The organism is Geomicrobium sp. JCM 19037, assembly GCF_000698105.1.
Lineage (GTDB): Bacteria > Bacillota > Bacilli > Bacillales > Marinococcaceae > Geomicrobium_A.
The window spans coordinates 44,792-69,569 of record NZ_BAWZ01000001.1; the positions used below are offsets into that span (position 1 = coordinate 44,792).

A 24,778-nucleotide genomic window follows, 5' to 3' on the forward strand; every position below is an offset into this window, starting at 1 on the left:
TTCCTTTTATGCGCGCATCCACGTTTAAAATGATGTTTTTCTTTCTCAATTGTCACGTATATGAATATATGGGTATTAGGACTTCTTTCCACACACCGAAGTGCCGAGGTAATGTCGCCTTGTGCTCTGAAGTATAAAGAAAACACGGTGGTCGATCTTTGATCACCGATGTTGCCCCTGTGCTCTGGAGTAAAAGCATCCGCCTGCAGTGGAAAACAACAACAAACTTCGCAAGTAGGAAAATGTTACGTTTATTCTATATAGATCCGTTGAGGCCACGTTTAGCACTCTGGAGCGTTCAAGCCAGTTTGCTTCTTAAGCGGTTCCGGTTTACGTTTGCAGGCGGGAAATATTGCCAAGCGATTATTTCCCGGGCAAGCGCACGGTAACCTAAAAACGAACAAGAATCGTTCAGTTTCTCCATGCGGGCTTGTTAGTTCTTGTCGATTGCTGCATAGATTTATACCCATTCCCTTGAAAATAGGTGCTTGCACGATAACGCTTGCTCAATCTTTTTCATATAGTAACACTAAGCTTACAGAAAAGGAGGAAGATTCATGAGCAGACATTGTGGTAAAGGCAACTTTGGCGGTTATGGAAATTGGAATGGCAATGGGAATGGGTGCAACAACCAACCCATCGTATTACCAGCTGTAGTTCACCCAACGAAGTGTGACACATCATTTAGCAACCAAGAGTATATTATTCCGGAGGTGCACCCATCGCACCATACGCACGTTCATAAAGATGTGTATAAGCATGTTCACAGCCATCCTCACACGAATGAGAACTTATATGAGTGTGAAACAGAGCAGTACGATTGTGGACCTGGTAATGGAATGGTTGGCGGACAAATGATGAACGGGAATGGCCATATGGGTGGTCATCACCATAAAGGAAAAGGCTGCGGCCATCGCCCTTGGTAAGTAAGGACAACCATATAGGCAAAAACACCGGTATAGAGCATTTACCGGTGTTTTTCTTTTTAGGTATTACGGGGGATTTACGATGTAATAAATTGACTTTTCATCGGTATTCTGAAAAAATAAATGGATAGAAGATGCAAGAGATTAAATGCGTGGGGTGAGGATCATGCCGGCCAATGCACAATTAGATGCAAAGAAAATTTTGGATAAAGACTTTAAGACGAGCATGAAAGGGTACAACAAAGAAGAAGTGGACCAGTTTTTGGATCATATTATCCAAGACTATGAGCTATTTCAGGAACATATTATTAAGCTTGAAAAAGAAGTGGATCAACTTCGTAAAATGCAGTCATCTACAACAGTACAACGCAGTCAACGCAATGCACCTGCTCAAACAGAACGAACGCAAGCAGCGGAACCGTCAGTAAACAATGCTTCAGGTACAACAAACTATGATATTTTGAAACGGTTATCGAACCTGGAGAAAGAAGTATTTGGAAAGAAACTAAGTGAGTAATGATGAGGTTGTGCACGTATATGTTGATGCTGCTTGTGCTGGGGACCCAGGAAAATGTGGGCTCGGTGTTTTCTTGAAACATCCGAGTGGAGACGTCGAACGGTTTAGTCTACCGAGTCACCTGACGCACATTCATGCAGCAGAGTTTGCGGCGTTAAAGGCAGGGATGGACCTTGCGATTTCACGTGGATATACGCATGCACGGTTTTTTACAGATTCACAACTCGTCGACCAATCTGTTCATGATGGCAAGGTGAAAAACCAAGTGTATAAGCCTTACTTGCATGATATTTTGCTACTGAGCATCGAGTTTCGTTTATTCATTGTCTCCTGGATCTCTAATGCAAGGAATAAAGAGGCAGACCATCTAGCGAAACAAGCTATTCATAAACAACTCGAAACGTAGCATTGCACATTTCTGCCATTCGCGATATAATACAGCTTGCGCATACGCTGGATTGGGCTCAGGCAATCGCTCTGCTTCTTAAAGGAGCAGAGAGGAAAGTCCATGCTCACACAGCCTGAAATGGCTGTAGTGTTCGTGCTTGACGAAACCATAAGTCAAGGCAGTATTATATACTGACGGCGATTGGAACACCTACGTATCCTCTTTGGGTATACGGTCGACCATCTGAAAGTGCCACAGTGACGTAGTCTTCTCGGAAACGAGAAGAGTGGAACGAGGTAAACCCCGCGAGTGAGAAACCCAAAAATATGGTAGGGGCATTTCTGTAACGGAAACGTTAGAAGAAGGCGGCTTGTAGCCGCAGATAGATGATTGCCATCGTCATGTGAGGTGAATAGCCGCAGCACGGCGATACAGAACATGGCTTATCGAGCCCTCCAGCCTCTGAAGGACCCCGTATTCGGGGTTTTTTTACTTTAACCATCCACCCGTGATAATGTAGATGAGAAACTGTTTAAGGAAGAAGGTTCTAGCTATGTCTAAAACTTATACGTATATTGCAACCGCAACGATGGGTTTAGAGAGCATTGTTGCCAAAGAAATTCAAGCGCTCGGTTATGATACAGAAGTTGAAAATGGCAAGGTCATGTTTGAAGGTCCAATTGAAGCCATGATTGAAGCCAACTTATGGTTGCGGACGTCAGATCGTGTGAAGCTTGTGATTGGAAAGTTTCATACCGACACGTTTGACGACTTGTTCGAGCAGACGAAAGCAATGCCTTGGGAAGAGTTTATCCCAGTATATGGAGAATTCCCTGTTGACGGCCGCTCGGTTAAGTCCACGTTGTTTAGTATTTCAGATTGCCAACGAATCGTAAAAAAGGCGATCGTGGAACGGCTGAAACAAACGTACAACCAAGACTGGTTTCAAGAAGAAGGTCCGCAGTTTAAAATTGAAGTGGCTCTTTTAAAGGACGAAGCCACACTTACGATTGATACGTCAGGAGAAGGTCTTCATAAACGAGGTTATCGCTATTTACACAGCATGGCTCCACTAAAAGAAACATTAGCCGCTGCTTTAATTAAGCTAACCAATTGGCGATATGACCAAGTGCTTGTTGATCCGTTTTGTGGCTCAGGCACGATTCCGATTGAAGCTGCACTCATGGCAAAAAACATTGCGCCAGGGCTTTACCGAAATTTCGCATCCGAGCAGTGGTCATGGGTACCAGAGCAAGCGTGGAGTGAGGCACGAGCGAAGGCGAAAGAGAAGATTAATGATCGAGACGTCCATATCTATGGATTTGATAAAGACCCTGAGATGGTTAAACTTAGTGAGAACAATGCGGAGTTGGCTCACGTCCCGGAGATCCGTTTCTCACGATCAGCCGTTGATCAGCTTCCAGCGATTGACGGAAGAGGGGTGCTCGTCATGAACCCGCCTTATGGGACAAGACTAGAAGATGAAAAAGCAGTCCAAAAGATCTACAGTCAATTGGGAACTCGCGTACGGGAAGCGTATGATGACTGGTCTGTATATGTGCTCACGGCAAACGAACAATTTGAATCACTATATGGAGCAGATGCTACGAAAAAAAGAAAGCTTTATAATGGCAACATTAAAACCGACTATTATCAATACTGGGCAAAAAGAAAACGTTAAACGAGGAATAAGTTCCATCCTTTCGGCGTATACTGGTCACATGTTTTTTTGGAAGGGGACATGACTTATATACGCTGATTGTGTTGATTACTCGATATTTTCACGAATTCAACATGCAATGTTGCACGTCGAACAAGCTGTTGTTGAATCACAACTTTCAGAGGATCAAAGAAAAAAACATAGATCAAGCGCTTTTGGCTGCCAACATCCGGTACGACCAAGCGATGAACTATCAGCTTAATAAGAAGAACTGCCGCTACAGCTGAATGCGGCAGTTCTTTGTTTCTGACAACGGTCAAGAAATCATGTAAGGTTACGAGTAAGAACGATTGCACATAGGAGAGAGGATGATTCATGTGAAAATGGAAAACCCTTCAAGAGAAGAGATCGGTCGAATTCTAAAGAATGCAAAACGGATTGCGGTTGTCGGTTTGTCTGATGATCCGTACCGAACGTCCAACAGTGTGTCCCTGGCGATGCAAGACGCTGGGTATGAAATCATTCCAGTCAATCCGATGATTGAGGAAGCATTAGGCGTAAAAGCGGTTGATTCACTCGAAGACATTGATGGACCGATTGATATTGTGAACGTATTTCGACGAAGTGAATTTGTGACTGAGATCGCCAAAGAGGCGGTTCGTGTGAATGCAAAGGTATTTTGGACGCAGCTTGACGTTGTGAGTGAAGAAGGTTATCAAATTACGAAAGATCACGGCATGGACGTCGTAATGGATCGCTGCATCAAAGTGGAGCATAGCATTACCGTATAAAAAACGGAAAGCGCCAACGTTAACGGCGCTTTCGTTTTAAAATTCAATTAAACTAATGGACCTGGATTATCTAAATACTGCAAAATGCCTTCGGCTGCTCGGTAAGAAAGCGCCCCAACTGTTGGAGTTGGGTTGTAACCACTGTTGTGAGGGAACGCTGAAGCACCGACAACAAACAAGTTTTCACAATCCCACATTTGCAAGTAATTGTTCACCGCAGACGTTTCTGGCTCCGCGCCCATAATGACTCCTCCGGTGTTATGGGTTGTTTGATAAGGCATAATGTTGTAGTCGCCAATGTCTGGATTCGAAGCCACTTCATTTGCGCCCATCTCTTGCATAATCTCTTCAAGTCTAGCCGTTTGATGAGCAGCGAGATTGCGGTCTTGTTCCGTAAAGTTATACGTCATGCGCAGAAGCGGGTCTCCGAGCGCATCTGTGTAGGTCGGATCTAAATCTAAATAGTTGTATCGATACGGAAGGCTAGCTCCTTGTGAGCCGAGCGATAACGTGCGATAAAAGTGGTGAGCGGAGCTTGCTTGAATTCACTCCCCCAATTCGGTGTACCTGGAGGCACGGGGTTCGTACTGATCGGACGAATCCCCGTTTGGGTGAGTTGAATCGTTCCGCCGTGAAGGAAATCAAGGTCGGAATGGTCAAAGTTGTCCGCATTATAATCATCAACTTGCCCACCGAGCGCACCTGCACCAGCGTACAAATTAAACTGCTGGTCAAAGAACCCTTGGGCACTGGCCATAATTTGATAGCAGTAATTTTTCCCGATCACACCCGTGTTTGTGTCTGGATCATACGGTTCTCCTATACCTGATTGCAACAGCAAACGCGTATTGTTCATCACATAAGTAGTCAAAATCACAAGATCAGCAGGTTGAAAGAATTCTTCTCCTGTACGAGTATCAACGAAATACACACCGTCCGTCCGCTCTCCGTCATAAGAGACTGAGCGCACATTCGCATGCGTGCGAATCTCAAAATTCCCCGTTTCCACAGCTGTAGGAATAACGGTTATGAGTGGATCGGATTTCGCTTGATAATCACAACCAAATCGCTCACAAAATGAACAGTACATGCATTGGTTAATCGTCTTGCCATCTGGATTCGTATAGGATTCAGAAAGGTTGGCGGAAGCACTCATATATGGGTGGAGCCTAAGTTCTCCGCAGCTTCGTGAAAAAGCCGAATCGATGGTGTTTTTTTCATCGGCGGTGTAGGGAATTCACTCGAGCGTTCAGCGGTCATTTCATTATCTTCACCTGACGTGCCAATCGTATCGTCAAAGTGTGCGAAATGCTCTTCAATTTCCTCATAAGAGATTCCCCAGTCTTGTAAGCTCATGTCTTCTGGAATTCGGTCTTCACCGTAACGGTCAATCGTTTGCGAACGAATTTCAAAATCATAAGGGAAAAACCTTGGGCATTGGCCATTCCAATGAATCCCTGCGCCCCCGAGGTCTGTTCCTAGAAGAAACGAACCCATCTGACGCATTGGAAGTGCTCGCATATCTTGGTCATTTCTAAAACTTAACGTTTCTTTCGAAAGGTCTTGCATCAGTTCATAACGGACCGCGTAGCGCAGTTCATCTTTTTGCATGATGAAATCATTGATTTTGCGCTCGCTACCACGCTCCAATCCAATACATTCAACCCCAGCTTTAGCTAGTTCTGAAGCGATGATGCCTCCAGACCAACCGACGCCAACGACGGCGACTTGTTTTCTTGGCAATTCTGTTGCATAATCGTTCACCTTTCCTTTCAGATCATCACAAGAACAACGCTTGTTTACGTATGATGTGCGTGTAAACTTACAGGTTCCATTTCTACGAACTCTTCAGACTCAATGACGTCAAAGAACGCCATTTGCCCACCTGGATACTGTTTCATTCTCCAACCGTCCATGTTTAAGTTTCCACCGTACACTGGGTCTGAGTAAGCGCCTTCCAATGTAGAGGAGCGAAGCATCGCAAAGAAAGCATCTGAAGTGACGCCAGTCATGTCAACGTCTCCTTGCTCAAAAGCGCCGAGGATCTCGTCTTGGGCTTCTCCTTCTAAATCAAAAAAGGATTCGTCATGCTCACTCTGTGCCATTTCTTGCAGTTTGGATACACCGTACAGGAACACTTCTCTTCTTCGCATGCCTGTTTGTGGGCCTTGAGTAGGCGCGCCTTCAAAGAAAGGCCCTTCCATGTATTCTCGGGAATTAAAGCCATACTCACCTGCCAATTGCTTATCAATGAAATAAGGAATGGCCAATGAAATCGCTCCAGGGCCGATATCGTCCTCTGGAAAAATCCTTTCCACAGCTGCACTTAGCACCCGGAAATCTTCCGCTCGCTTAAAGAACATCCGCGCTTTCGTTAATTGTTCTGCATCTTGGGGATCATCACCGTTATCGGCGGTAGGGGATACAGATTGTCCATCATCCATAAATGTGTTGGTGATGAGGCCACCTAAAAGGCCACCCCCGACGACCCCGCCAACGACAAGACCACTGTTTTTTAAGAAGTCTCTTCGGGTAACGCCATCGGTTTTCGTGTCATTGTTTTGCTCTTCAGCCATTTTAATCACTCCTTTATGTTTGGAAGTCTACACAATTGCCTTTTTACTTTTGCCCAGTTATGGGTAAATTTACTCAAAAAAGTATCATTTCGAACACAAAAGATAAAAAATGCCAAAAAAAAAATCGACCGACTTTCGGACGGAAAAACAGGTGTGATATGAAATAGAGCTTGAAAACATACGTTCTTAGCATGTATTGTATAGAGAGTAGATGAGGCATTGTGGCGCGAATCGCCAGCTGCCAAAACAGTTTTTTATTCATGTTGGATTGGAAAGGGGCCTCATAGATTCGTGAGTCAAGATATGAACAAGACACTTGAATATAATGATGATGCGATCCAAGTACTCGAAGGTTTGGAAGCAGTACGTAAGCGACCGGGAATGTATATCGGTAGCACAGACACACGCGGACTTCATCATCTCGTATATGAAATTGTAGACAATGCCGTTGATGAAGCAATGGCAGGGTATGGAAAGCGTATCGGTGTAACCATCCACTCCGATGATAGCATTACAGTTCACGACGAAGGCAGAGGTATGCCTGTAGGCATGCACCGAACGGGTCGTCCGACCCCGGAAGTATTATGACCGTGCTGCATGCCGGGGGTAAATTCGGACAAGGCGGCTATCAAACAAGTGGGGGACTTCACGGCGTCGGTGCTTCAGTCGTCAATGCGCTCTCCTCATCCCTTACGCTAACGATTCACCGAGATGGCCATTCCTACCGTCAGCAGTTTGTTAACGGTGGCATTCCAAAAACGACGTTAGAGAAGATCGGCAACACGAAGAAAACAGGAACGACGGTGCATTTTAAGCCTGATGACCAAATGTTTCAAACGACGAACTACCAATTTGAATCGTTGTCTGAACGCCTTCGCGAAAGTGCGTTTCTCCTCGGTGGAACTGCGATCTCGTTAAAAGATGAACGCGCAGGCAAAGAAGTGGAAGAAACGTATCAATACGAAACGGGCATTGATGCCTTTGTTGAATATTTAAACGAAGATAAGGACGCGCTTCATCCAGTTGCTTCTTTTTCTGGAAATCACCAAAGCATTGAAATTAACTTTGCGTTTCAGTTTAACGATGCTTACACCGAAAATATATTGTCATTTGTCAATCATGTTCGCACACGCGACGGAGGAACGCATGAATTTGGAATGAAAGCGGCGTTCACTCGTGCTGTGAATGAGCATGCGAGAAAGTTGCAACTTCTTAAGCAAAAGGATAAGAACTTGGATGGGAATGATATCCGCGAGGGCCTTACTGCCGTGCTGTCGATACATATTCCCGAAGCGCTATTGCAGTTTGAAGGCCAAACGAAGAGTAAACTCGGGACGCCGGAAGCAAGAGCGAGCGTCGATCAACTGCTGTCTGAGAAGCTCGTGTATTTCTTTGAAGAAAATCCAAAACTTAGCACGCAGCTCATAAAGAAAGCAATTAAAGCCCAAGAAGTGCGCGAAGCCGCACGGAAAGCGCGAGAAGAAGCTCGTAGTGGGAAGAAAAATAGCCGCAAGGATGCACTTCTCAGTGGCAAACTTACCCCAGCGCAATCAAGAAATCCCGAGAGAAATGAACTGTACCTTGTAGAAGGGGATTCTGCTGGAGGCTCTGCTAAACAAGGGCGGGATCGAAAGTTCCAAGCGTCTTGCCTCTTCGTGGAAAGGTCATTAATACCGAGCGAGCAAAGCTCGATGACATTATGAAAAACGAAGAAATTCGTACGATCATCTACAGCATTGGCGCGGGTGCGGGTACAGACTTTTCATTGGAAGACAGCAATTACGATAAAGTGATTATCATGACCGATGCAGATACAGACGGCGCTCATATTCAAGTATTGTTGCTCACGTTTTTCTATCGGTACATGCGGCCGCTCGTCGAAGCAGGCAAAGTGTTTATTGCTCTGCCGCCGCTTTACAAAGTTGAAAAAGGAACAGGAAAGAAACAAAAGCTCGAATATGCTTGGGACGAGGAAGGACTGAAAAAAGCGATTCAGTCTGTCGGCAAAGGGTATACGATCCAGCGCTACAAAGGTCTTGGAGAAATGAATGCCTCTCAACTATGGGAAACGACGATGGACCAGAAACGCGTACGCTCGTTCGAGTAAGCATTGAAGACATCGCTCGGGCAGATAAGCGTGTGTCCACGCTAATGGGCGACAAAGTAGAACCACGCCGCAAGTGGATTGAATCCCATGTTGCGTTTGGGTTGAATGAGGAAACGAATATCCTCGATAATGAAATGTTAATGTCAGAGGAGGATGACTAAGGTGCATGAAGCGGAAAAGTATTTAGACTTGCCCCTTGAGGAAGTGCTAGGTGATCGGTTTGGAAGATACAGTAAATATATCATTCAAGAACGAGCGCTTCCCGACGCAAGAGATGGACTAAAACCGGTGCAAAGAAGAATTCTTTACGCGATGTTACGGGACAACAACCTCTCTGACAAACCTTTTAGAAAAGCTGCGAAAACCGTCGGGAACGTCATTGGTAACTATCATCCCCACGGGGATTCTTCAGTGTACGAAGCACTGGTGAGAATGAGCCAATCATGGAAGATACGCAATGCACTTGTCTCCATGCACGGAAACAATGGCTCAATTGACGGAGATCCACCTGCTGCAATGCGGTACACCGAGGCGCGGTTGTCGGCTTTAGCAGAAGAGATGCTTCGCGATATTCAAAAAGATACGGTGCAGTACATTCCAAACTTCGATGACACCGAAGAAGAGCCGGTTGTTTTGCCGGGTCATTTCCCGAATTTACTCGTAAACGGTTCAACCGGAATATCATCAGGGTATGCAACAGACATTCCTCCGCACAACCTCGCCGAAGTGATTGACGGTGCGATGCTTGTTTTGGACCAACCGACTGCGACTGTCGACGACTTGATGACTGTCATCAAAGGTCCTGACTTCCCTGGTGGTGGAACCATTCAAGGAACAGCAGGGTTAAAACAAGCATATGAAACAGGTAAAGGCAAAGTTATTCTCCGTGCGAAAGTAGACGTTGAGTCGTTACGTGGCGGGAAAGAGCAACTTGTCATTACCGAGATTCCATATGAAATTGTTAAGGCGAGCTCGTCAAGCGTATGGATGAAATTCGGTTTGACAAAAAAATCGATGGCATTGCTGAAGTTCGTGACGATACGGATCGAACAGGACTTCGAATTGTTGTGGAGCTGAAAAAGGAAGCCGATGCAAAAAGCATTTTGCATTACTTATACAAGCATACTGATTTGCAAGTGAACTATAATTTCAACATGGTAGCCATATCAGAAAAAACGCCTAAGTTGATGGGCTTAAAAGCGCTTCTCGTATCTTTTTTGGATCATCAAAAACAAGTCGTGTTAAATCGTAGCCAGCACGATCTTAATCAAGCACAAAACCGTGCGCATATCGTTGAAGGGTTGATTAAGGCAATTAGTGTATTGGATGAACTGATTGCACTTATTCGCCAGTCTAAAGACAAACGCGATGCAAAAGAGAACATTATGGAGCGCTTTGGGTTTAGCGAACCACAATCAGAAGCGATTGTGAACTTGCAACTGTACCGCTTGACGAACACGGATATTCAAACGTTACAAGAGGAAGCAGCAAAACTACAGGAGACAATTGAACAACTCCGACAAATCATAGAGAATCCGAAGAAGCTCATCCAGACAATCAAGAAAGAATTGAAACAAATTCAAAAGACCTTTAAAGATGAGCGACGAACCATTGTGCAAGCTGCAGTTGAAGAGTTAAAGATTGATATGCAAACGATGATTCCACAAGAAGACGTCATTGTTACGGTCAGTCGTGAAGGGTATATAAAACGAACAAGTGTGCGATCTTTCACTGCATCCAACGGCGAACGGCCCGGATGAAAGATACTGATGACTTGCAGTTTTTTAAAGAGATGAACACGACGGAAACGTTGCTCATCTTTACGGAAAAAGGACAATACATGTATATCCCTGTGCATCAAATTCCAGACATTCGGTGGAAAGATACCGGTCAGCATATCGCAAACCTTGCCAATGTGGCCGCTGACGATCGAATTGTTCGGGCGATGCCGATTTCCGAGTTTAAAGACGATCACTATTTATTGTTTTTCACAAAAAATGGGATGGCAAAGCGGTCCCTACTAAGTGAGTATCAGTCTCAGCGATTTGCTCGAGCACTCATTGCGATTAAGCTAAAAGGTGATGATCGAGTCGTTCATGTCTCGCAAACCGATGGCACGCATGAGGTAATGATGTTTACGCAAAAAGGTTATGGACTCAGATATAAGGAATCAGATGTAAATGTTGTCGGCCAGCGTGCTTCAGGTGTAAAAGGAATGTCCCTTAAAGAAGATGATTGTGTCGTTTCTGCATTCACATTTCTTGAGCAATCGCTTCGTCACGTACTACTCATGACGCAACGCGGGGCGGTAAAGCGAATGAAAGTGAGTGAATTCCCAGTTGCAAACCGAGCCAAACGGGGTCTCACGATGTTAAGAGAATTGAAGAAAAGCCCACACACGACGGTAGGTGTGTATCCGAATACAGATGAGCTTCACGAAGTGATGGTATTTACCGACAAGAACGACATGTTGAAGATTGCCGACTTACCAACTAAAGATTATGACCGCTATCAGACAGGTTCTTATTTGGTGGATACAGAAGCAAATGGAGAAGTCGTCGACGTTTGGCCATATATTCATCATGAACTGACGAAAGAAGAATAATATAGAACGGAGAACAATTATGAAAGCCGGTACGCATCTCGTCGGGGCGCTGGCCCTTGCCGCAGCGTATGATACATTTGCTCCAGACAACTGGGCCACTGCAGCAACAGGTGTCGAATTGGCTGTTTACGGCGGAGCAGCTCTCTTTGGAGGGCTGCTCCCTGATATTTGTCAGCCGAATTCAAAAGCAGGCAGTCGAGTGTCGTTGCTATCAACAACCATCCGGCGCCTGTTCGGACATCGAACCTTTACACACAGTCTTATTTTTTTACTTATCATTGGGGTTGTTGTTGGCTTAATCCCAGGTCAATTCGGCCTCATGCTGCAAGTCGGAATCATGCTCGGGATGATTAGTCATTTTTTATTGGATATGCTTACATCCCGCGGGATTCAACTTTTCTATCCAATCAACCAGACCGTCCGCTTTCCTTTTCATACAAGAACGGGATCATTGCTAGGAGAGGGAAGTGTGTGGGTTGTGTGCGTTCTTTGGGTTAGCTATTATACATTAACGGTTATGGGTGTGATTCACTAGTCACACCCAAATGAGCGTTGTCGAACAATGACAATTGTCATATACTATGTGTATAAGGTCTTATGTAAAAGAGGAGAGCTGATGCAAACATTTTTGAAGTCACTTCTTTGTTTCTTCATCGTGAGTGTATGTTTTTCAACGTTCGGCGCACAAGCATCTACTGATGGGCTGAGCCTAAAGAAACTCACGCCTCCAGAAAAGTCTAATATTTCAATGCTTTCAGACGTTAACCTGCGTGACATTGGGGCTGACGCTGCCATTGTCATTAATGCCGATAACGGTCAACTCGTGTGGCAAAAGAACGCCAGGCAACCGTTGCCTCCTGCGAGCATGTCTAAAATGATGAGTATGTACCTTGTGTTGGAAGCAGTTACTCATGGAGAAGTCGATCCCGATGAATTTGTAACGATTAGTGAGACGGCAGCCGAAACCGGGGGAAGTACGATGTACCTTCAAGATGGTTCAGAATGGCAAGTTCAAGATTTGTTTTCGGCGATGGCACTCGCTTCTGCAAACGATGCGACAGTGCACTTGCTGAGCATTTGGCTGGTTCGGAAGAAGCGTTTGTTGATCGGATGAATGCTAAAGCAGAGGAATTAGCTTGTCGACACACGCCAATTTCGTGAATAGTCACGGTCTTCCACTCGATGGTCGGGGTACTGAGTCAACACTTACAGCAGAAGATACAGCATTGCTAGGTTTTTATTTGTTGCAACATTTCCCGGAAGTGGTTGAATTGACGAAACAGCCCTTTTTTTCTCTTTCTTTTACGAATGAACGATTTATTAATACCAATCAACTACTTGAACGTGAAGATGATTGGAACGAAAATGGAGAATGGCCAGACGACTCATTTCTCATGGAAGTTGGCATGCCAGGAATGGATGGCTTGAAAACAGGTTATACGAGAGCGGCAGGATATGCGTTTATTGGTACCGCAGAGCGTGAAGGGACGCGACTGATTTCTGTTGTGATGCGTACGAGTAGTTCTAGCGAACGTTTCAAACAAACCGAGCAACTGCTGGAAGCAGGTTTCTCCCACTATGGAAACGGAAGTTTGCTTACTTCAACAAACGATTGAGGGGTGCGGTATGGAAATAAAATCACTGATTAGCGCATTTGGTCTTAATGAAACGCATTCGCGCGAGAGTCTGTACGCATATGCGCCGGTATATCGAGTCGGCGAATACGTGATTAAGAAAACCCAAAGCCCATTAACCAACGCAAAACGGCTCATGCAATTTACGACGTCACTTAAAGAAGCAGGTGTGAGAATTGTAACACCTGCCCTACTTTCGTCACCAAACCCCATTCAGGTTGGTGACGATTGCTTTGTTGTGTACCCTTTCATAAAGGGGGATGCATATACTGGCACACGAAAGCAAATTCGAGAAGCCGGAAAGCTACTCGGACAAATCCATCAACAATCCGAAGGTCAAAATATGTGGAAACTTCCGGTATACGATGTGTTTGATTTTTATCACCATGAGGTAAAAGAAAGTATGGCAAAAATTCGTGAGCATGCCATTCGTGCACAGTCTCTGATCCCTCTTGACCAACTCGAGCAAACGTTTGCGGCCGCGGTCGATGCTCAAGACGAGCTCGGCAATGCACCGCTCAAATACGTGTTAACCCCACATGATTATAAAGCGAACAACCTACTCTATACCGATTCATCACCGGTACTCATTGACCCTGATAATGCCGGTTACGTACCTGCTATCTTTGATCTGGCGTTGGTGTTATTATTATTCCATAATGAAATGGCTTCTGCCCTCATCGTGCATTTACTCCGGATGAATGGGCGTCGTTTATGGAAGGGTACAATGAATACTACGAAGTAGGCGCATCAGACCTTCCTGGTGGCATCAAGCAGTTAAACACGTATTTCTTGACGAAGTGATGTGGTTAATGGCAGAAGTGGAAGAGGATTGGGCGCGTCAAGAGCAAGTGAGCAGATTTGAAAGTGCAGTCAGTATCGTCCAAAATATTGACCAGTTTCGAATCGACGGGAGAAAAGAGGAATAAGAATGAAGAAAAAAGGCTGGCTAGCTGGTGGAGTTGCAGCCGCCGCAGGTTTGATTGGAGCGGGTACATATTTTTACTCTGTCGCGATCAAACGAGCGCCGAAAGATTTCTTGGAAGGTAGTGCAGATTTGCAAGATGACTTTTTTGAGCATCAGGATGTAACGGACGATTGGTTGCGGGATTACGATGCTGTTGAAGTGAATGTTCAATCCACGGACGGTTTTCGTCTTCATGGGTTTTATATTAATGGTGACATTACGCTAGGAAAAACCGTCATTATCGCCCACGGCTATGCAGGACAAGCTCAAGATATGAAAGATTGGGCTCAGATGTATGTAAAAAAAGGATACAACGTGCTGCTCCCTGACGCCCGTGGTCACGGGAAGAGTGAAGGGAATTACATCGGTTTTGGCTATCATGAACGTGAAGATTACGTCTCTTGGGTCAATTGGATTGGAAGACGGCGACCGAACGACAGTATTATTTTGCACGGTGTGTCAATGGGCGGTGCGACAGTGCTCATGACGAGTGGTGAAAAAACGCTATCCGAGCAAGTAAAAGCCGTCATTTCCGATTGCTCATTCTCTTCCTTAAGCCTTTGCTTGCCTACCAACTGCAACGAATGTATAAACTGCCCCGATACCCACTCGTTCCTTTAACGAGTGCGATTACGAAAATGCGTGCAGGCTATTCATTTAAAGATGCGTCCCCGGTAGATTTTGTTCAACGTTCTTCACTGCCAACGCTATTCATTCACGGAGGCGACGACTCTTTTGTGCCAACGTCGATGGTGTATGAGTTGTATAAACGAGCAGCCGGTGAAAAAGAACTTTATGTTGTCGAGAGTGCTGAGCACGGGAATTCCTATCATACCGATCCACAAGAATATGAGGATCGCGTTTTTTCATGGATCTCACAACACAGTTAACGATCGTACCGAGCCATTACATGCCGAGTAGCGCACGTAGTTGCTCGGTTTCCTTTTCAGTAAAGCTAAAATGAGCATCATTGTTTTCGGTATACTGGAAGCTTGCAACCCCTTGTTCAAAAAGCCAAAGATGGTATTTGGTGCCCTCGAAATCGAGTAAATACGGAGGGTCAACGATGTCAACAACACTCGGTTGACTCTCTTTCTCTCTTTCAACGATCAACCTTGGATGGATTGAACGGTGTCGGTGTCACGAAATGTCACGATGGGCTCGCCGACCTCTCTGAAGCTAACCATTTCATATAAGGCGACCGAATCGATATGGGCAGTAGCTAGTGTCGATTCATAATCATCTGAATACGGATCACTCGTATCGTTACACGCTGCGCATAAGGTTATGAGCAAAAGAACCAATAGCCTTTTCCAACTCATTGCAATACCCCCTTTTTCGATTAGACGGTGAACGGTCTTTCATTGTTACATCGTTTGATTTTCACGATCTCGACGCGCAACCGCCCGTTGTTTAATAAATAAAACGAGTGACAACAACACGAGAGCTGTACCGACGACGAAGTAGACAAAATGGACGCCAAACAGTTCAGCCTTTACGCCACCGAGCAATAAGCCAAAAATCGATGCACCGCTCGTTACGCTTGAAATCGCACCGAAAATGCGACCCGTACTTTGAACAGGAATCGTTTTTTGCACGTAGATTTGAAACGACACAAGCACACAACCAAAAGCTCCTCCACCAAACAAAAAGCAAATGGGAATCAATACCATCATTAATTCCTCAGGTAGTACACTTACGACTAAGATGAATAAAAAGGAACATCCTAATACGCTTGTAGCAACGCGTTGATATTTTTCAAAATGGACAAGTGTTTTTTTGCTCAAGTAAAACGCTGCAATGAGTGTTCCGAACCCACTTGCCGCTATCGCCATTCCTAACGTTTGCTCAGCGGATTGCATCGTTTGAGTGAGAAAGATCACGAGTTGAGAGTCGACGAGTTGTAAGAAAAACATGCACGTTGCAAGTACCATTAAGCCGGTGTAAATAGAGGTATGAGCACGGATTTCTCGGAATCCTTGGCTGAATGAAACCGCGGGTTTTTCTTCTGTTTGCTCAATCGGCACACTCTTATTTAAAAATAAGAGTGTGAGCACAGATAGAACGTAACTTCCACTAATAAATAAAAACAAAGACTGGGTAGAGAATAGTGCGAGCAGGAAGCCGGAAAGCGAAGGGCCGAGTACTTTGCTAGCATTGTCGATCATTCCGCTAATCGCAACGCCTTGTTGCAATTGGTCGTCACTTAGTATTTCTTTAAGCTTTCCGTTTTTTGCAGGAATAAAAAGACTGGAGAACGTACTAAGCAAGCCCATGATAATCATCAATTGCCACATGCTAAAAACGGCAAATGGAACGCATAAGACGACCACTGATCGGCCGATATTCGAGAAGATAATGACTCGTTTCCGGTCAAACCGATCACTCAGACTTCCAGCAATCGGAGAAATAAGAAGTTGAGGTAAGATGAACGCAAGCATTAAAAGCGACATTTCAATAGAACTCGCATTCAGATGAACGCCTGCAATCGTGAGGGCGGAGAGGAGAAACATCCAATCTGCAAACGAAGAAAATGTTTGCGATACAATCATCAGTCCATACGGTTTGTTACGCCAAACGGTTTCTGTCACGATAAACGCTCCTTAACGGTTGCTTTCTTTAGACAACGTAACAAGCGAAGTCATTGACGAAAAAAATCAAAAACTTGTAAGCCTTTCTAGATTCTACAGTGACTCGAGTATGATACATTGTGAATACATCTAGAAACAGGAGGATTTTTCTCATGAGTGAAGAAAAAGAAAAGAACAAGAAGATTGCCGCTAGAATTGGGATTGGCTTTTTGATCGGCATGGTCGTTGGGTTGGTCATTAACAATCTCGCAGTCGGCATCGGCTTAGGACTATTATTTGGTGTTGGATCTGTCGCATTTAAAAAACCAACGTAAAGGAGCGAACAAAACATGGTTACGTGGGAATCATTTAAAGAGTTGCCGACGACAGCGATCTCTGATGGATTGTCAGGTTCCAATCATATGAATCAAGGAATTTTTCCGCTAACCGCGTCGTGGCACACAGCGGACCAGCGTTTACTGTCAGCATTCCAGGTGGTGAAAATGTGAGTGTGCTCGAGGCGATTGGAGCTGCGTCACCTGGTGATGTGCTTGTTATTGACGGTAAAGGAGAACGAAATGCTGCGATTGCCGGGGACTTCATCATCGGGCTCGCAAAAACGAAGAAACTTAGTGGAATTGTTGTAAATGGCGTTATCCGGGATCTCTCAGATATACAAGCGCTTGATTTTCCGGTCTTTTGCTAGGTACTACGCCTGCAGCAGGGAAAAAGAATGTCAGAGGACAACTGCAAATACCCATCTCTGTTTGCGGGGTTGTTGTTCACCCAGGAGAACTCGTTGTCGCAGACAGAGATGGTGTCGTCGTTGTTCCAAAAACGCAAATGGAAGAAGTCTATCGAGCGGCAATAAACAAATTAGATAAAGATGAGCAACGAGCAAACCATATTGGTGAAGATCCTTTAAAAGTCGACGAATACATTCGGTCTGTTTTGTCAAAACAGTAAGGAAAGAAGAGTATTTTACTCTGAAAAGGTTTTAAAATGAACAGAAGGGGAATGGCACTTTATAACAGTGAATAAAGTAGCGATACAATCCATCTAAATTGTGAGGTGCACATTTCTATGGTGAAAATATCCCATATTAAAAATGTATTAGATGCAATGAAAATTGGACAGTCTCAAGTATACGAGCATGACTATGTAGGAATTGGCCGAGCATTTGATGAGCATCGACTAGCCGACCAAGGGGACGCACAGATCGATTTAGAAACATTTATCGTTTCACATGTACACGCCTTAAGAAATCCACAATCAGAGTAATTGAAACGAATGGAGCGGTAAATGATCCATGAATAAGAAAAGTGTAATCGTCATTGGTGCAGGCGTAGCAGGATTAGCGAGTGCCATTCGCCTCCAGCACGCCGGGTATCAAGTTGACTTATATGAAAAAGAATCAACCCCTGGTGGTAAGATGAACGTCATTAAACAAGATGGCTATCAATTTGACCTCGGGCCAAGCATCGTTATGATGCCTGAATTGTATCGAGAAGTATTCGAACTTGCAGGTAAAGACCTGATGACTACATACCGATGGAGCCGATTGATCCATTGTATTCAGTATTTTTCGGTGAAGAAAAGGATGACCATCACGAAGTGTCTACAGACCTCGTCAAATTAACGGAGACGTTAGAAAATATTAGCGAGGAAGATACGCAAGGATTTTTCACGTACTTGGAAAAGATCTATGAGCGGTTTCTCGTTGCGAAGAATCACTTTATTCAACGCCCATTTCGAAATGCTTCGGATTTTTACACACCGGCGATGATTCGCCAAGGGTTGAAGTTGAAAACATTTGGAAGTGCAGACCGTTTTATTAGTAAGTACATTAAAGATGAGCGGCTCAAACACATGATAAGCTTTCAAACACTGTATATTGGTATTTCGCCTTTTCAAGGGCCGTCTTTATATACGATCATTCCGATGATTGAGATGTTGTACGGAGTATGGTTCATTAAAGGTGGCATGCATACGATGGCTACCTCGATGGAAAGATTGTTTAAAGAACTCGGTGGACGTGTGCACTACAACACGAATGTCGATGAAATTGTCATTCACAATCAGCAAGCAAAAGGCATTCGTGTAAACGGAGAAGTGATAAACAGCGACTTTGTCATGTGCAATGCCGACTTCCCTTACGCAATGAAAACGCTCGTGAAGGACACGGTGGCAAAAGGGAAGTATACCGATAAAAAGATCGACAGTATGAAATATTCATGTTCTTGTTTCATTATGTATCTCGGAATGGACCGAAAATATGACGATGTGAAAAACGTCCATAATTTCGTTTTTAGTGATGATCTAAGAAAAAATTTGGACGATATTTTTAGTGGAGAGCGTTTGGAAGACCCGTCTTTTTATGTGTACATTGGTTCCAAAATGGATGCGGACCTTGCCCCTGAAGGGAAAGATGGGTTATACATCCTCGTCCCCGTTCCTGAGCTTTCCACGTCCAAAGATCAATGGGACGAAGAAACGATTGCCTATTACCGCAATCACGTATTGCAGTCATTAGCAAAAATGGAGCCTTTCAAATCCGTTGAGGATGAGATTGTATCTGAATCGTATATGACGCCGATTGACTTTAGAGACAAGTTTAATGCATACAACGGCGCATGCTTTGGCTTGAGACCAACGCTTACCCAAAGCAATCATTTACGTCCGCAAAGTAAAGCAAAGAACTGCGAGAACTTATATTTTACGGGTAGTAGTACACATCCTGGTGCAGGGGTGCCGATTGTATTGCTTTCCGCAAAGATTGCTACAGAGGAGCTGCTCTTAGATGATAGAGGAACACAGGCAACTTCTTAAGGAGGAATCGGTATGACGAATCTAGCACAACTTGAACGGGACTATACCTATTGTGAATCGATCATTAAAGAGAACTCGAAAAGCTTTTATTTCACATTTAAGCAATTGCCTAAAGAGAAAGCAAAGGCGGTCTTTGCCATCTATACGTTCTGTCGATTTGCAGACGATCGCGCTGACCAACATGCACCGGCGAATAAACGATTACATGAAGTCGATCAACTGGAGCACGATTTAAGCTTGTTCCAAAAAGGGTATGTGATTGATCAACCGATGTGGCGAGCTCTACGAGACGTTTTCCAACGTTACGAAATGGATATTCAGCCGTTTTTCGATCAGATCAAGGGTCAACGCATGGATATTGCATTTGAGCGATTAGAAACGGTTGAGGACGTCGAACAGTACAGCTATTATGTTGCGGGTACAGTAGGCTTAATGTTGCTGCCGATTATTGCAAGTGAGACGGATCGCGATTTAACGTCTCAAGCAATCAGCCTCGGTATCGGTATGCAGTTTACGAATATTCTTCGGGATATAGGCGAGGATTATCGTGAGATGTCGCGCGTCTATTTACCTGTACAAGAAATGAATCGATTTGCCTACACGATCGAGGATTTATCAACATCAACGATCAACGACAACTTTATTATGCTGTGGGAACAAATGGCTGCACGCGCAGAAAGTCGCTACGATGAATTTATGAGCGAGCTTCACCATTTTGATGCTGACAGCCAATTACCTGTCGGCTATGCGTCTACCGTTTACCGTGCCATATTAAATGCGGTGCGAGACAATGACTATCAATGTTTTACGACAAGGAATTATGTACGAAAAGAAGAAATGATTCGACTTACGGGGGAACTATCACTCGAGACGGTTCAGTCCGAATCATGAATGGAGGCAGACGAGCGTGACAACCTCGAAGAAAATCGTCGTAATCGGCGGTGGGCTAGGCGGCATATCAGCCGCAATTTCACTTGCCCAATCAGGATTTGACGTCTCTCTTTACGAGAAGAATGCCCATTTAGGTGGCAAGCTAAATCGCTTGGAACAAGACGGATTCGGTTTTGATCTCGGTCCGTCAATTTTAACGATGCCGCGGATTTTTGAGCGGCTTTTTCATCGTAGCGACAAACGGATGAGTGACTATGTTACGATATCCAGGTTAGATGTGGAGTGGCGCTCATTTTTCCCTGACGGGGTAAAAATCGATCTGCACCAGAATCTACAACAGATGTTTTCCGAACACAATCCGTCGTTAACACCGGAAGATAAGAAAGACTATGAAAAGCTATTAGCTTACTCCAAAAAGTTATACGATGTAACGGAGAAAGGGTATTTTGGTGAAGGAAGTGACAACGTTCGTGATATTCTCAAGCATCACGGAATGAAAGAGACGTTAACGCAATTTGATCTTTTTCATTCGATGTTTGACGGTATTGATAAGCGGATTAAAAACCCACACTTACGGGATATGCTGGCGTACATGATTAAGTATGTTGGATCCTCACCGTACGACGCTCCAGCAATATTGAACATGCTTCTTTACATGCAACACAAAGAAGGCGCATGGTACATACACGGGGGAATGCACAAGTTAGCAGAAGCTCTCGTCCGTTTAGGAAAAGAAGTGGGGGTTAACTTTCATCCATCGACAGAAATCTCACGGTTACATACTCAAGATCATCGGGTTGTAGGCGCTGAGCTCGCAAACGGTGAACAAATTCATGCGGATTATTTCGTTTCCAATATGGAAGTGATCCCTGCGTACAAGCATTTACTGCAAGAGGATGAGCCGTTTGTTGAGAAATTAGAAAAGAAATTCGAGCCTTCTAGTTCGGGTATAGTCATGCACATCGGTGTGAACCGGACGTATCCCGAGCTCGCTCATCATAATTTCTTTTATCCAGACAACCTTAAGGAACAAATGACGCGGATTTTTCACGATAAGCAACTGCCGACAGATCCGACGATTTATCTTGTGAATGTGAACAAAATAGACCCTTCACAAGCACCCGCTGGGTGCGAAAACATTAAGATTCTCCCGCACATCCCACCGATCCAAGACCGCCCGTTTACAAGTGCAGATTATGAAGCATTTCGAGATGTTGTGCTCACAAAGCTGGAGCGCATGGGTTTGAAAGATTTAAGAAAGCACATTATTACGGAAGATTTTTGGACGCCTGAAGATATTGAACGAAATTATTATTCCCATCGAGGCTCAATCTATGGAACGGTCTCTAATAAAAAAATAAACCAAGGATTCAAACACCCGAAACAGAGCAGCAAATATCGAAACCTTTACTTTGTTGGTGGTACGGTAAATCCAGGTAGCGGGATGCCAATGGTTACACTGAGCGGTCAACAAGTTAGTGAACGTATTGTTCAAGCTGAACAGGGGGCAAACGATGATTGAATGGGGGTTGATCGTTAGTTTTGCTTTCGTTTTTATGGCAACTGTAAGTTGTTTGCTCATGCTTTGGCGCATGCCTAAAATTGCAGACGAACCGCATGAAACGTCTGGCGAAGCACAAGTATCCATTATTATCCCAGCTCGAAATGAAGAAAAACGGCTAGGCCCACTACTCGCGTCCATTCAGCCTAAAAGTCGCCCGAACATGGAAGTGCTCGTCATTGACGATGACTCTACCGATCAGACAGCGGAGTTTGCACGTTCATTTGGAGCACGAGTGATTGCCAACACTCAAGTGGAAGACGGTTGGATTGGTAAATCTGCGGCATGTTGGCAAGGAGCAACTGCTGCGAGTGGCGAAATTTTATTGTTCCTGGATGCAGACACGCGCTTTTATAAAAACACGAGCATAGATGAGCTCATCGGTGCTTATCAAACATCGGGCTCTCGCGGCATTCTCTCCGTACAACCGTTTCATACGGTTACAAAGCCATATGAAAACCTATCGTTTATTTTTAATATGATCGTAATGGCGGGGATGAATGTATTTACCCCGTGGTCGTTTAAAGGAGCGGGCTCGTTCGGGCCATGTATCGTGACGAACCGTACAGACTATTTCGCTTCGGGGGGACATAAGAAGATTAGCGGGGCAGTGATGGATGATTTGGCACTCGGTGAGGCTTACCAGCACGTTGATTTGCCCGTCGACTGTTTCAGTGGCAAAGGATTGATTCATTTTCAAATGTATCCTGAAGGGTTGCGTCCACTCATTGAAGGATGGACTAAGAATTTCGCCACCGCATCACAATCGACGCACCCCCTCGTCACAACATTAATCAGCATTTGGATTAGCGGTGGGTTTTTAGCTTTGCCTGCACTCGTCCTTTCGCTCGTCGTTGGGAATGGCGCTTTTGTCGCAACGAGTGTACTGTTATTCGCACTGTTTACGTTGCAACTGTATGCGGTCGGTCGACAGGTTGGAAGCTTTCACTGGTGGGTATATCCATTGCATTTTATCTTCTTTGTTTTCTTTACCCTACTCTTTATGCGGTCGGTCTATTATACAAAAGTGAAGCAAACGGTCACTTGGCGCGGTCGAAAAATCCGAGTGTAGGGGGATCTTTATGCCACTTGTAGAACTTTCATTCGTTTGGCTTCTCGTCGTAAATATTGTGGCTTGGGGTTTCTTTCATATCGCCGTTTCTTACGCAATGCTAAAAGTTCCAGATCATTTTTTTCAAAAGAACATCCGCTTATTACGTATCCGAAATTGGGAGCGAGAAGGGGAGGTTTGGCAAACTCTCACACGTGTAAAAAAGTGGAAACATATCGTCCCTGACGGTGCAAAAATGTTTGAGGGTGGTTTTGAAAAGAGGGAATTGCAGGACCGTAGTATTGGTTATTTTGACAACTTTATCACGGAGTCAAAACGTGCGGAAGTTACTCATTGGTTAAGCATTGTTCCTGCCGCTTTATTCTTTTTATGGAACCCATTATGGCAGCTTGGCTCATGGTCGTTTATGCACTCGTGATCAACGTACCGATCATTATATTGCAACGCTTCAACCGCGGACGGCTTTCACGGGTCGTGAGAATGAAAAAACGAAAACGAACAAAAGAGGAGACTTACGAACATGAACAACTTAGGTAGCACACTACTCGACCAAGCCCCGTTTAAGAACAGTCACTTGCAAAGCCGAATTGCAATGGCTCCGATGACAAGAATGTTTTCACCAGAAGGCATACCAGGTGAAGATGTGGCTAGTTATTACGCAAAACGCGCGACCAACGGTGTCGGCTTAATCATTACTGAAGGAACAGCGATCAATCATCCGGCGGCGGTCATGTCCGATCAAATCCCACGCTTTCATGGTGATGACGCCCTCCAAGGATGGAACGAGTTGTTTTTGAAGTTCACCGAGCCGGTGGAAAAATTATTCCACAACTCTGGCACGTCGGGGCAGCGAGAAAAGCGGGCAGTTTGCCGAATCCCGAAGCGGCTCCAGTAAGCCTTCTGGCTACAGCTTAAAAGGGGAACCGGTAGAAGGGATCCATGAGTTAACAGCATCCGAAATTGAAGATTTAGTGAAGCAATATGCTAATGCGGCCAAAGATGCAAAAGACATCGGTTTCGATGGGATTGAACTTCACGGAGCACACGGATACCTGATTGATCAGTTTTTCTGGTCCCGTACGAATCACCGTACCGATCGGTATGGAGGAACCCTTGAAAAACGAATGACGTTTGCCATCGATATTGTGCGTGCTTGTAGAGCAGCTGTAGGCCCGGAATTCCCAATCGTGTTTCGCTTTTCTCAATGGAAAGGCGCTGATTACGAAGCAAAAATTGCTCGAAATTCCCAGGAGTTATCTACGTTTTTGAAGCCACTCGTTGAAGCTGGCGTTGATATTTTTCATTGCTCGACTCGTCGGATTTGGGAAGCGGAGTTCCCGGAGGAAGACAGTGAGCGGAACTTAGCTGCCTGGACAAAGCATTTGACAGGGAAACCGGTGATTGCTGTCGGTTCCATTGGTATTGATCGCGCATATCGAAGCGAAGAAGTCCATGAGCCGTCCATCATCGACAACATCCATTGGACAGAAGAGCAGATCAGACAAGGGCACTTCGATTATGTTGCCATCGGCCGCTCCTTACTTGCTGATGCAGCGTGGCCAACAAAATTAAAAGAAGGGCAACTAGATCAAGTTATTCCTTATTCAAAAGAGCGCGAAAACGACCTCATCTAAAAGGTTTACCGGATTGCCATTTGCGGTATAGAAGTAGAAGAGAGACAAGC

The 24,778-nt window shown here is 44.8% G+C and carries 22 protein-coding genes, 1 other RNA gene and 7 pseudogenes; 25 read left to right on the top strand and 5 right to left on the bottom strand.

Going from position 1 to position 24,778, the window contains the following annotated elements:
* The first annotated feature begins 557 nt into the window (after window positions 1–557).
* The 6 genes from JCM19037_RS00185 to JCM19037_RS00210 all read left to right on the top strand — a co-directional run bounded on the left by JCM19037_RS00185 (window position 558) and on the right by JCM19037_RS00210 (window position 4,282).
* Entirely contained in the window at window positions 558–926 is a 369-nt protein-coding gene (locus JCM19037_RS00185; protein ID WP_042396606.1) for a CotD family spore coat protein, read from the top strand.
* 166 nt (window positions 927–1,092) lie between these two features.
* Window positions 1,093–1,443 carry a cell division regulator GpsB gene (gpsB, locus tag JCM19037_RS00190; protein WP_042396608.1) on the top strand — a complete coding sequence of 117 codons (351 nt, stop codon included), beginning with the start codon at window positions 1,093–1,095 and terminating at the stop codon, window positions 1,441–1,443.
* Window positions 1,436–1,849 (top strand): ribonuclease HI family protein, encoded by a 414-nt coding sequence (locus JCM19037_RS00195; RefSeq protein WP_042396610.1) that lies wholly within the window; start codon window positions 1,436–1,438, stop codon window positions 1,847–1,849. The genes gpsB and JCM19037_RS00195 overlap by 8 nt, the downstream gene beginning before the upstream one ends.
* Window positions 1,850–1,903: 54 nt before the next feature.
* Window positions 1,904–2,282, top strand: an RNA gene (gene rnpB / locus JCM19037_RS23805) — RNase P RNA component class B.
* A 102-nt stretch (window positions 2,283–2,384) separates the two neighbouring features.
* Entirely contained in the window at window positions 2,385–3,512 is a 1,128-nt protein-coding gene (locus tag JCM19037_RS00200) for a class I SAM-dependent RNA methyltransferase (RefSeq protein WP_042396612.1), read from the top strand.
* 356 nt (window positions 3,513–3,868) lie between these two features.
* Entirely contained in the window at window positions 3,869–4,282 is a 414-nt protein-coding gene (locus JCM19037_RS00210) for a CoA-binding protein (RefSeq protein WP_042396930.1), read from the top strand.
* Window positions 4,283–4,329: 47 nt separating this feature from the next.
* On the opposite strand, the pseudogene JCM19037_RS00215 reads toward JCM19037_RS00210, so the two are convergent.
* Both JCM19037_RS00215 and JCM19037_RS00220 read right to left on the bottom strand, forming a co-directional pair.
* Window positions 4,330–6,046, bottom strand: a pseudogene (locus JCM19037_RS00215) (GMC family oxidoreductase).
* A gap of 35 nt (window positions 6,047–6,081) precedes the next feature.
* Entirely contained in the window at window positions 6,082–6,858 is a 777-nt protein-coding gene (locus JCM19037_RS00220; protein WP_042396616.1) for a gluconate 2-dehydrogenase subunit 3 family protein, read from the bottom strand.
* Window positions 6,859–7,161: 303 nt separating this feature from the next.
* On the opposite strand from JCM19037_RS00220, the pseudogene parE reads away from it, so the two are divergent.
* The 8 genes and pseudogenes from parE (at window position 7,162) to JCM19037_RS26340 (ending at window position 15,061) form a co-directional block, all read left to right on the top strand.
* A pseudogene (gene parE, locus JCM19037_RS00225) lies at window positions 7,162–9,126 on the top strand (DNA topoisomerase IV subunit B).
* Between the two features lies 1 nt (window position 9,127).
* Window positions 9,128–11,570: pseudogene (gene parC, locus JCM19037_RS00230) on the top strand (DNA topoisomerase IV subunit A).
* A 19-nt stretch (window positions 11,571–11,589) separates the two neighbouring features.
* Window positions 11,590–12,105 carry a metal-dependent hydrolase gene (locus JCM19037_RS00235; protein ID WP_042396618.1) on the top strand — a complete coding sequence of 172 codons (516 nt, stop codon included), beginning with the start codon at window positions 11,590–11,592 and terminating at the stop codon, window positions 12,103–12,105.
* A 213-nt stretch (window positions 12,106–12,318) separates the two neighbouring features.
* A pseudogene (locus JCM19037_RS21670) lies at window positions 12,319–12,731 on the top strand (D-alanyl-D-alanine carboxypeptidase family protein).
* Complete coding sequence (locus JCM19037_RS21675; RefSeq protein WP_052363375.1) at window positions 12,707–13,186, top strand: D-alanyl-D-alanine carboxypeptidase family protein; 480 nt, start codon at window positions 12,707–12,709, stop codon at window positions 13,184–13,186. The pseudogene JCM19037_RS21670 and the gene JCM19037_RS21675 overlap by 25 nt, the downstream one beginning before the upstream one ends.
* Complete coding sequence (locus tag JCM19037_RS00245; protein WP_081828946.1) at window positions 13,149–13,949, top strand: aminoglycoside phosphotransferase family protein; 801 nt, start codon at window positions 13,149–13,151, stop codon at window positions 13,947–13,949. Before JCM19037_RS21675 ends, JCM19037_RS00245 begins: the two co-directional genes overlap by 38 nt.
* 186 nt (window positions 13,950–14,135) lie before the next feature.
* Entirely contained in the window at window positions 14,136–14,792 is a 657-nt protein-coding gene (locus tag JCM19037_RS00250) for an alpha/beta hydrolase (RefSeq protein ID WP_052363377.1), read from the top strand.
* Entirely contained in the window at window positions 14,756–15,061 is a 306-nt protein-coding gene (locus tag JCM19037_RS26340) for an alpha/beta hydrolase (RefSeq protein WP_238544461.1), read from the top strand. The genes JCM19037_RS00250 and JCM19037_RS26340 overlap by 37 nt, the downstream gene beginning before the upstream one ends.
* 16 nt (window positions 15,062–15,077) lie before the next feature.
* Here JCM19037_RS26340 and JCM19037_RS00255 read toward each other — a convergent pair whose 3' ends face one another.
* From JCM19037_RS00255 to JCM19037_RS00265, 3 genes are read right to left on the bottom strand one after another with little or no spacing between them, the layout of a single operon-like run.
* A complete protein-coding gene (locus JCM19037_RS00255) occupies window positions 15,078–15,284 on the bottom strand; it encodes a hypothetical protein (protein WP_042396619.1) in 207 nt (68 codons plus the stop codon).
* Window positions 15,281–15,493 (bottom strand): hypothetical protein, encoded by a 213-nt coding sequence (locus JCM19037_RS00260; protein WP_042396622.1) that lies wholly within the window; start codon window positions 15,491–15,493, stop codon window positions 15,281–15,283. The genes JCM19037_RS00255 and JCM19037_RS00260 overlap by 4 nt, the downstream gene beginning before the upstream one ends.
* Before the next feature lie 45 nt (window positions 15,494–15,538).
* The gene (locus JCM19037_RS00265; RefSeq protein ID WP_042396624.1) at window positions 15,539–16,762 is read right to left on the bottom strand and encodes an MFS transporter; all 1,224 of its coding nucleotides are present in this window, start codon (window positions 16,760–16,762) and stop codon (window positions 15,539–15,541) included.
* A 152-nt stretch (window positions 16,763–16,914) separates the two neighbouring features.
* Here JCM19037_RS00265 and JCM19037_RS25365 point away from each other — a divergent pair, with 152 nt between their 5' ends.
* The 11 genes and pseudogenes from JCM19037_RS25365 to JCM19037_RS00305 all read left to right on the top strand — a co-directional run bounded on the left by JCM19037_RS25365 (window position 16,915) and on the right by JCM19037_RS00305 (window position 24,728).
* Window positions 16,915–17,076 (top strand): hypothetical protein, encoded by a 162-nt coding sequence (locus JCM19037_RS25365; protein WP_193744614.1) that lies wholly within the window; start codon window positions 16,915–16,917, stop codon window positions 17,074–17,076.
* A gap of 15 nt (window positions 17,077–17,091) precedes the next feature.
* Window positions 17,092–17,250 (top strand): hypothetical protein, encoded by a 159-nt coding sequence (locus JCM19037_RS26345; protein WP_238544462.1) that lies wholly within the window; start codon window positions 17,092–17,094, stop codon window positions 17,248–17,250.
* A 2-nt stretch (window positions 17,251–17,252) separates the two neighbouring features.
* Window positions 17,253–17,707 (top strand): annotated as a pseudogene (locus tag JCM19037_RS00270) (RraA family protein).
* Window positions 17,708–17,824: 117 nt separating this feature from the next.
* Window positions 17,825–18,022, top strand: coding sequence for a hypothetical protein (locus JCM19037_RS00275; protein ID WP_042396627.1), 198 nt, complete (start codon window positions 17,825–17,827; stop codon window positions 18,020–18,022).
* 28 nt (window positions 18,023–18,050) lie between these two features.
* Complete coding sequence (locus JCM19037_RS26350) at window positions 18,051–18,380, top strand: NAD(P)/FAD-dependent oxidoreductase (RefSeq protein ID WP_238544463.1); 330 nt, start codon at window positions 18,051–18,053, stop codon at window positions 18,378–18,380.
* Window positions 18,311–19,570, top strand: a complete 1,260-nt coding sequence (locus JCM19037_RS00280; protein ID WP_238544464.1) for an NAD(P)/FAD-dependent oxidoreductase — start codon at window positions 18,311–18,313, stop codon at window positions 19,568–19,570. Before JCM19037_RS26350 ends, JCM19037_RS00280 begins: the two co-directional genes overlap by 70 nt.
* A 12-nt stretch (window positions 19,571–19,582) precedes the next feature.
* Window positions 19,583–20,461 carry a phytoene/squalene synthase family protein gene (locus tag JCM19037_RS00285; RefSeq protein WP_042396629.1) on the top strand — a complete coding sequence of 293 codons (879 nt, stop codon included), beginning with the start codon at window positions 19,583–19,585 and terminating at the stop codon, window positions 20,459–20,461.
* A gap of 16 nt (window positions 20,462–20,477) precedes the next feature.
* On the top strand, window positions 20,478–21,983 hold the full coding sequence (locus JCM19037_RS00290) for an NAD(P)/FAD-dependent oxidoreductase (RefSeq protein WP_042396630.1): 1,506 nt from the start codon (window positions 20,478–20,480) through the stop codon (window positions 21,981–21,983).
* Window positions 21,976–23,094 carry a glycosyltransferase family 2 protein gene (locus JCM19037_RS00295; protein WP_052363379.1) on the top strand — a complete coding sequence of 373 codons (1,119 nt, stop codon included), beginning with the start codon at window positions 21,976–21,978 and terminating at the stop codon, window positions 23,092–23,094. Before JCM19037_RS00290 ends, JCM19037_RS00295 begins: the two co-directional genes overlap by 8 nt.
* A 97-nt stretch (window positions 23,095–23,191) precedes the next feature.
* Window positions 23,192–23,631 (top strand): annotated as a pseudogene (locus JCM19037_RS00300) (glycosyl-4,4'-diaponeurosporenoate acyltransferase).
* Window positions 23,615–24,728 (top strand): annotated as a pseudogene (locus JCM19037_RS00305) (NADH:flavin oxidoreductase). The pseudogenes JCM19037_RS00300 and JCM19037_RS00305 overlap by 17 nt, the downstream one beginning before the upstream one ends.
* The last annotated feature ends 50 nt before the right edge of the window (window positions 24,729–24,778 follow it).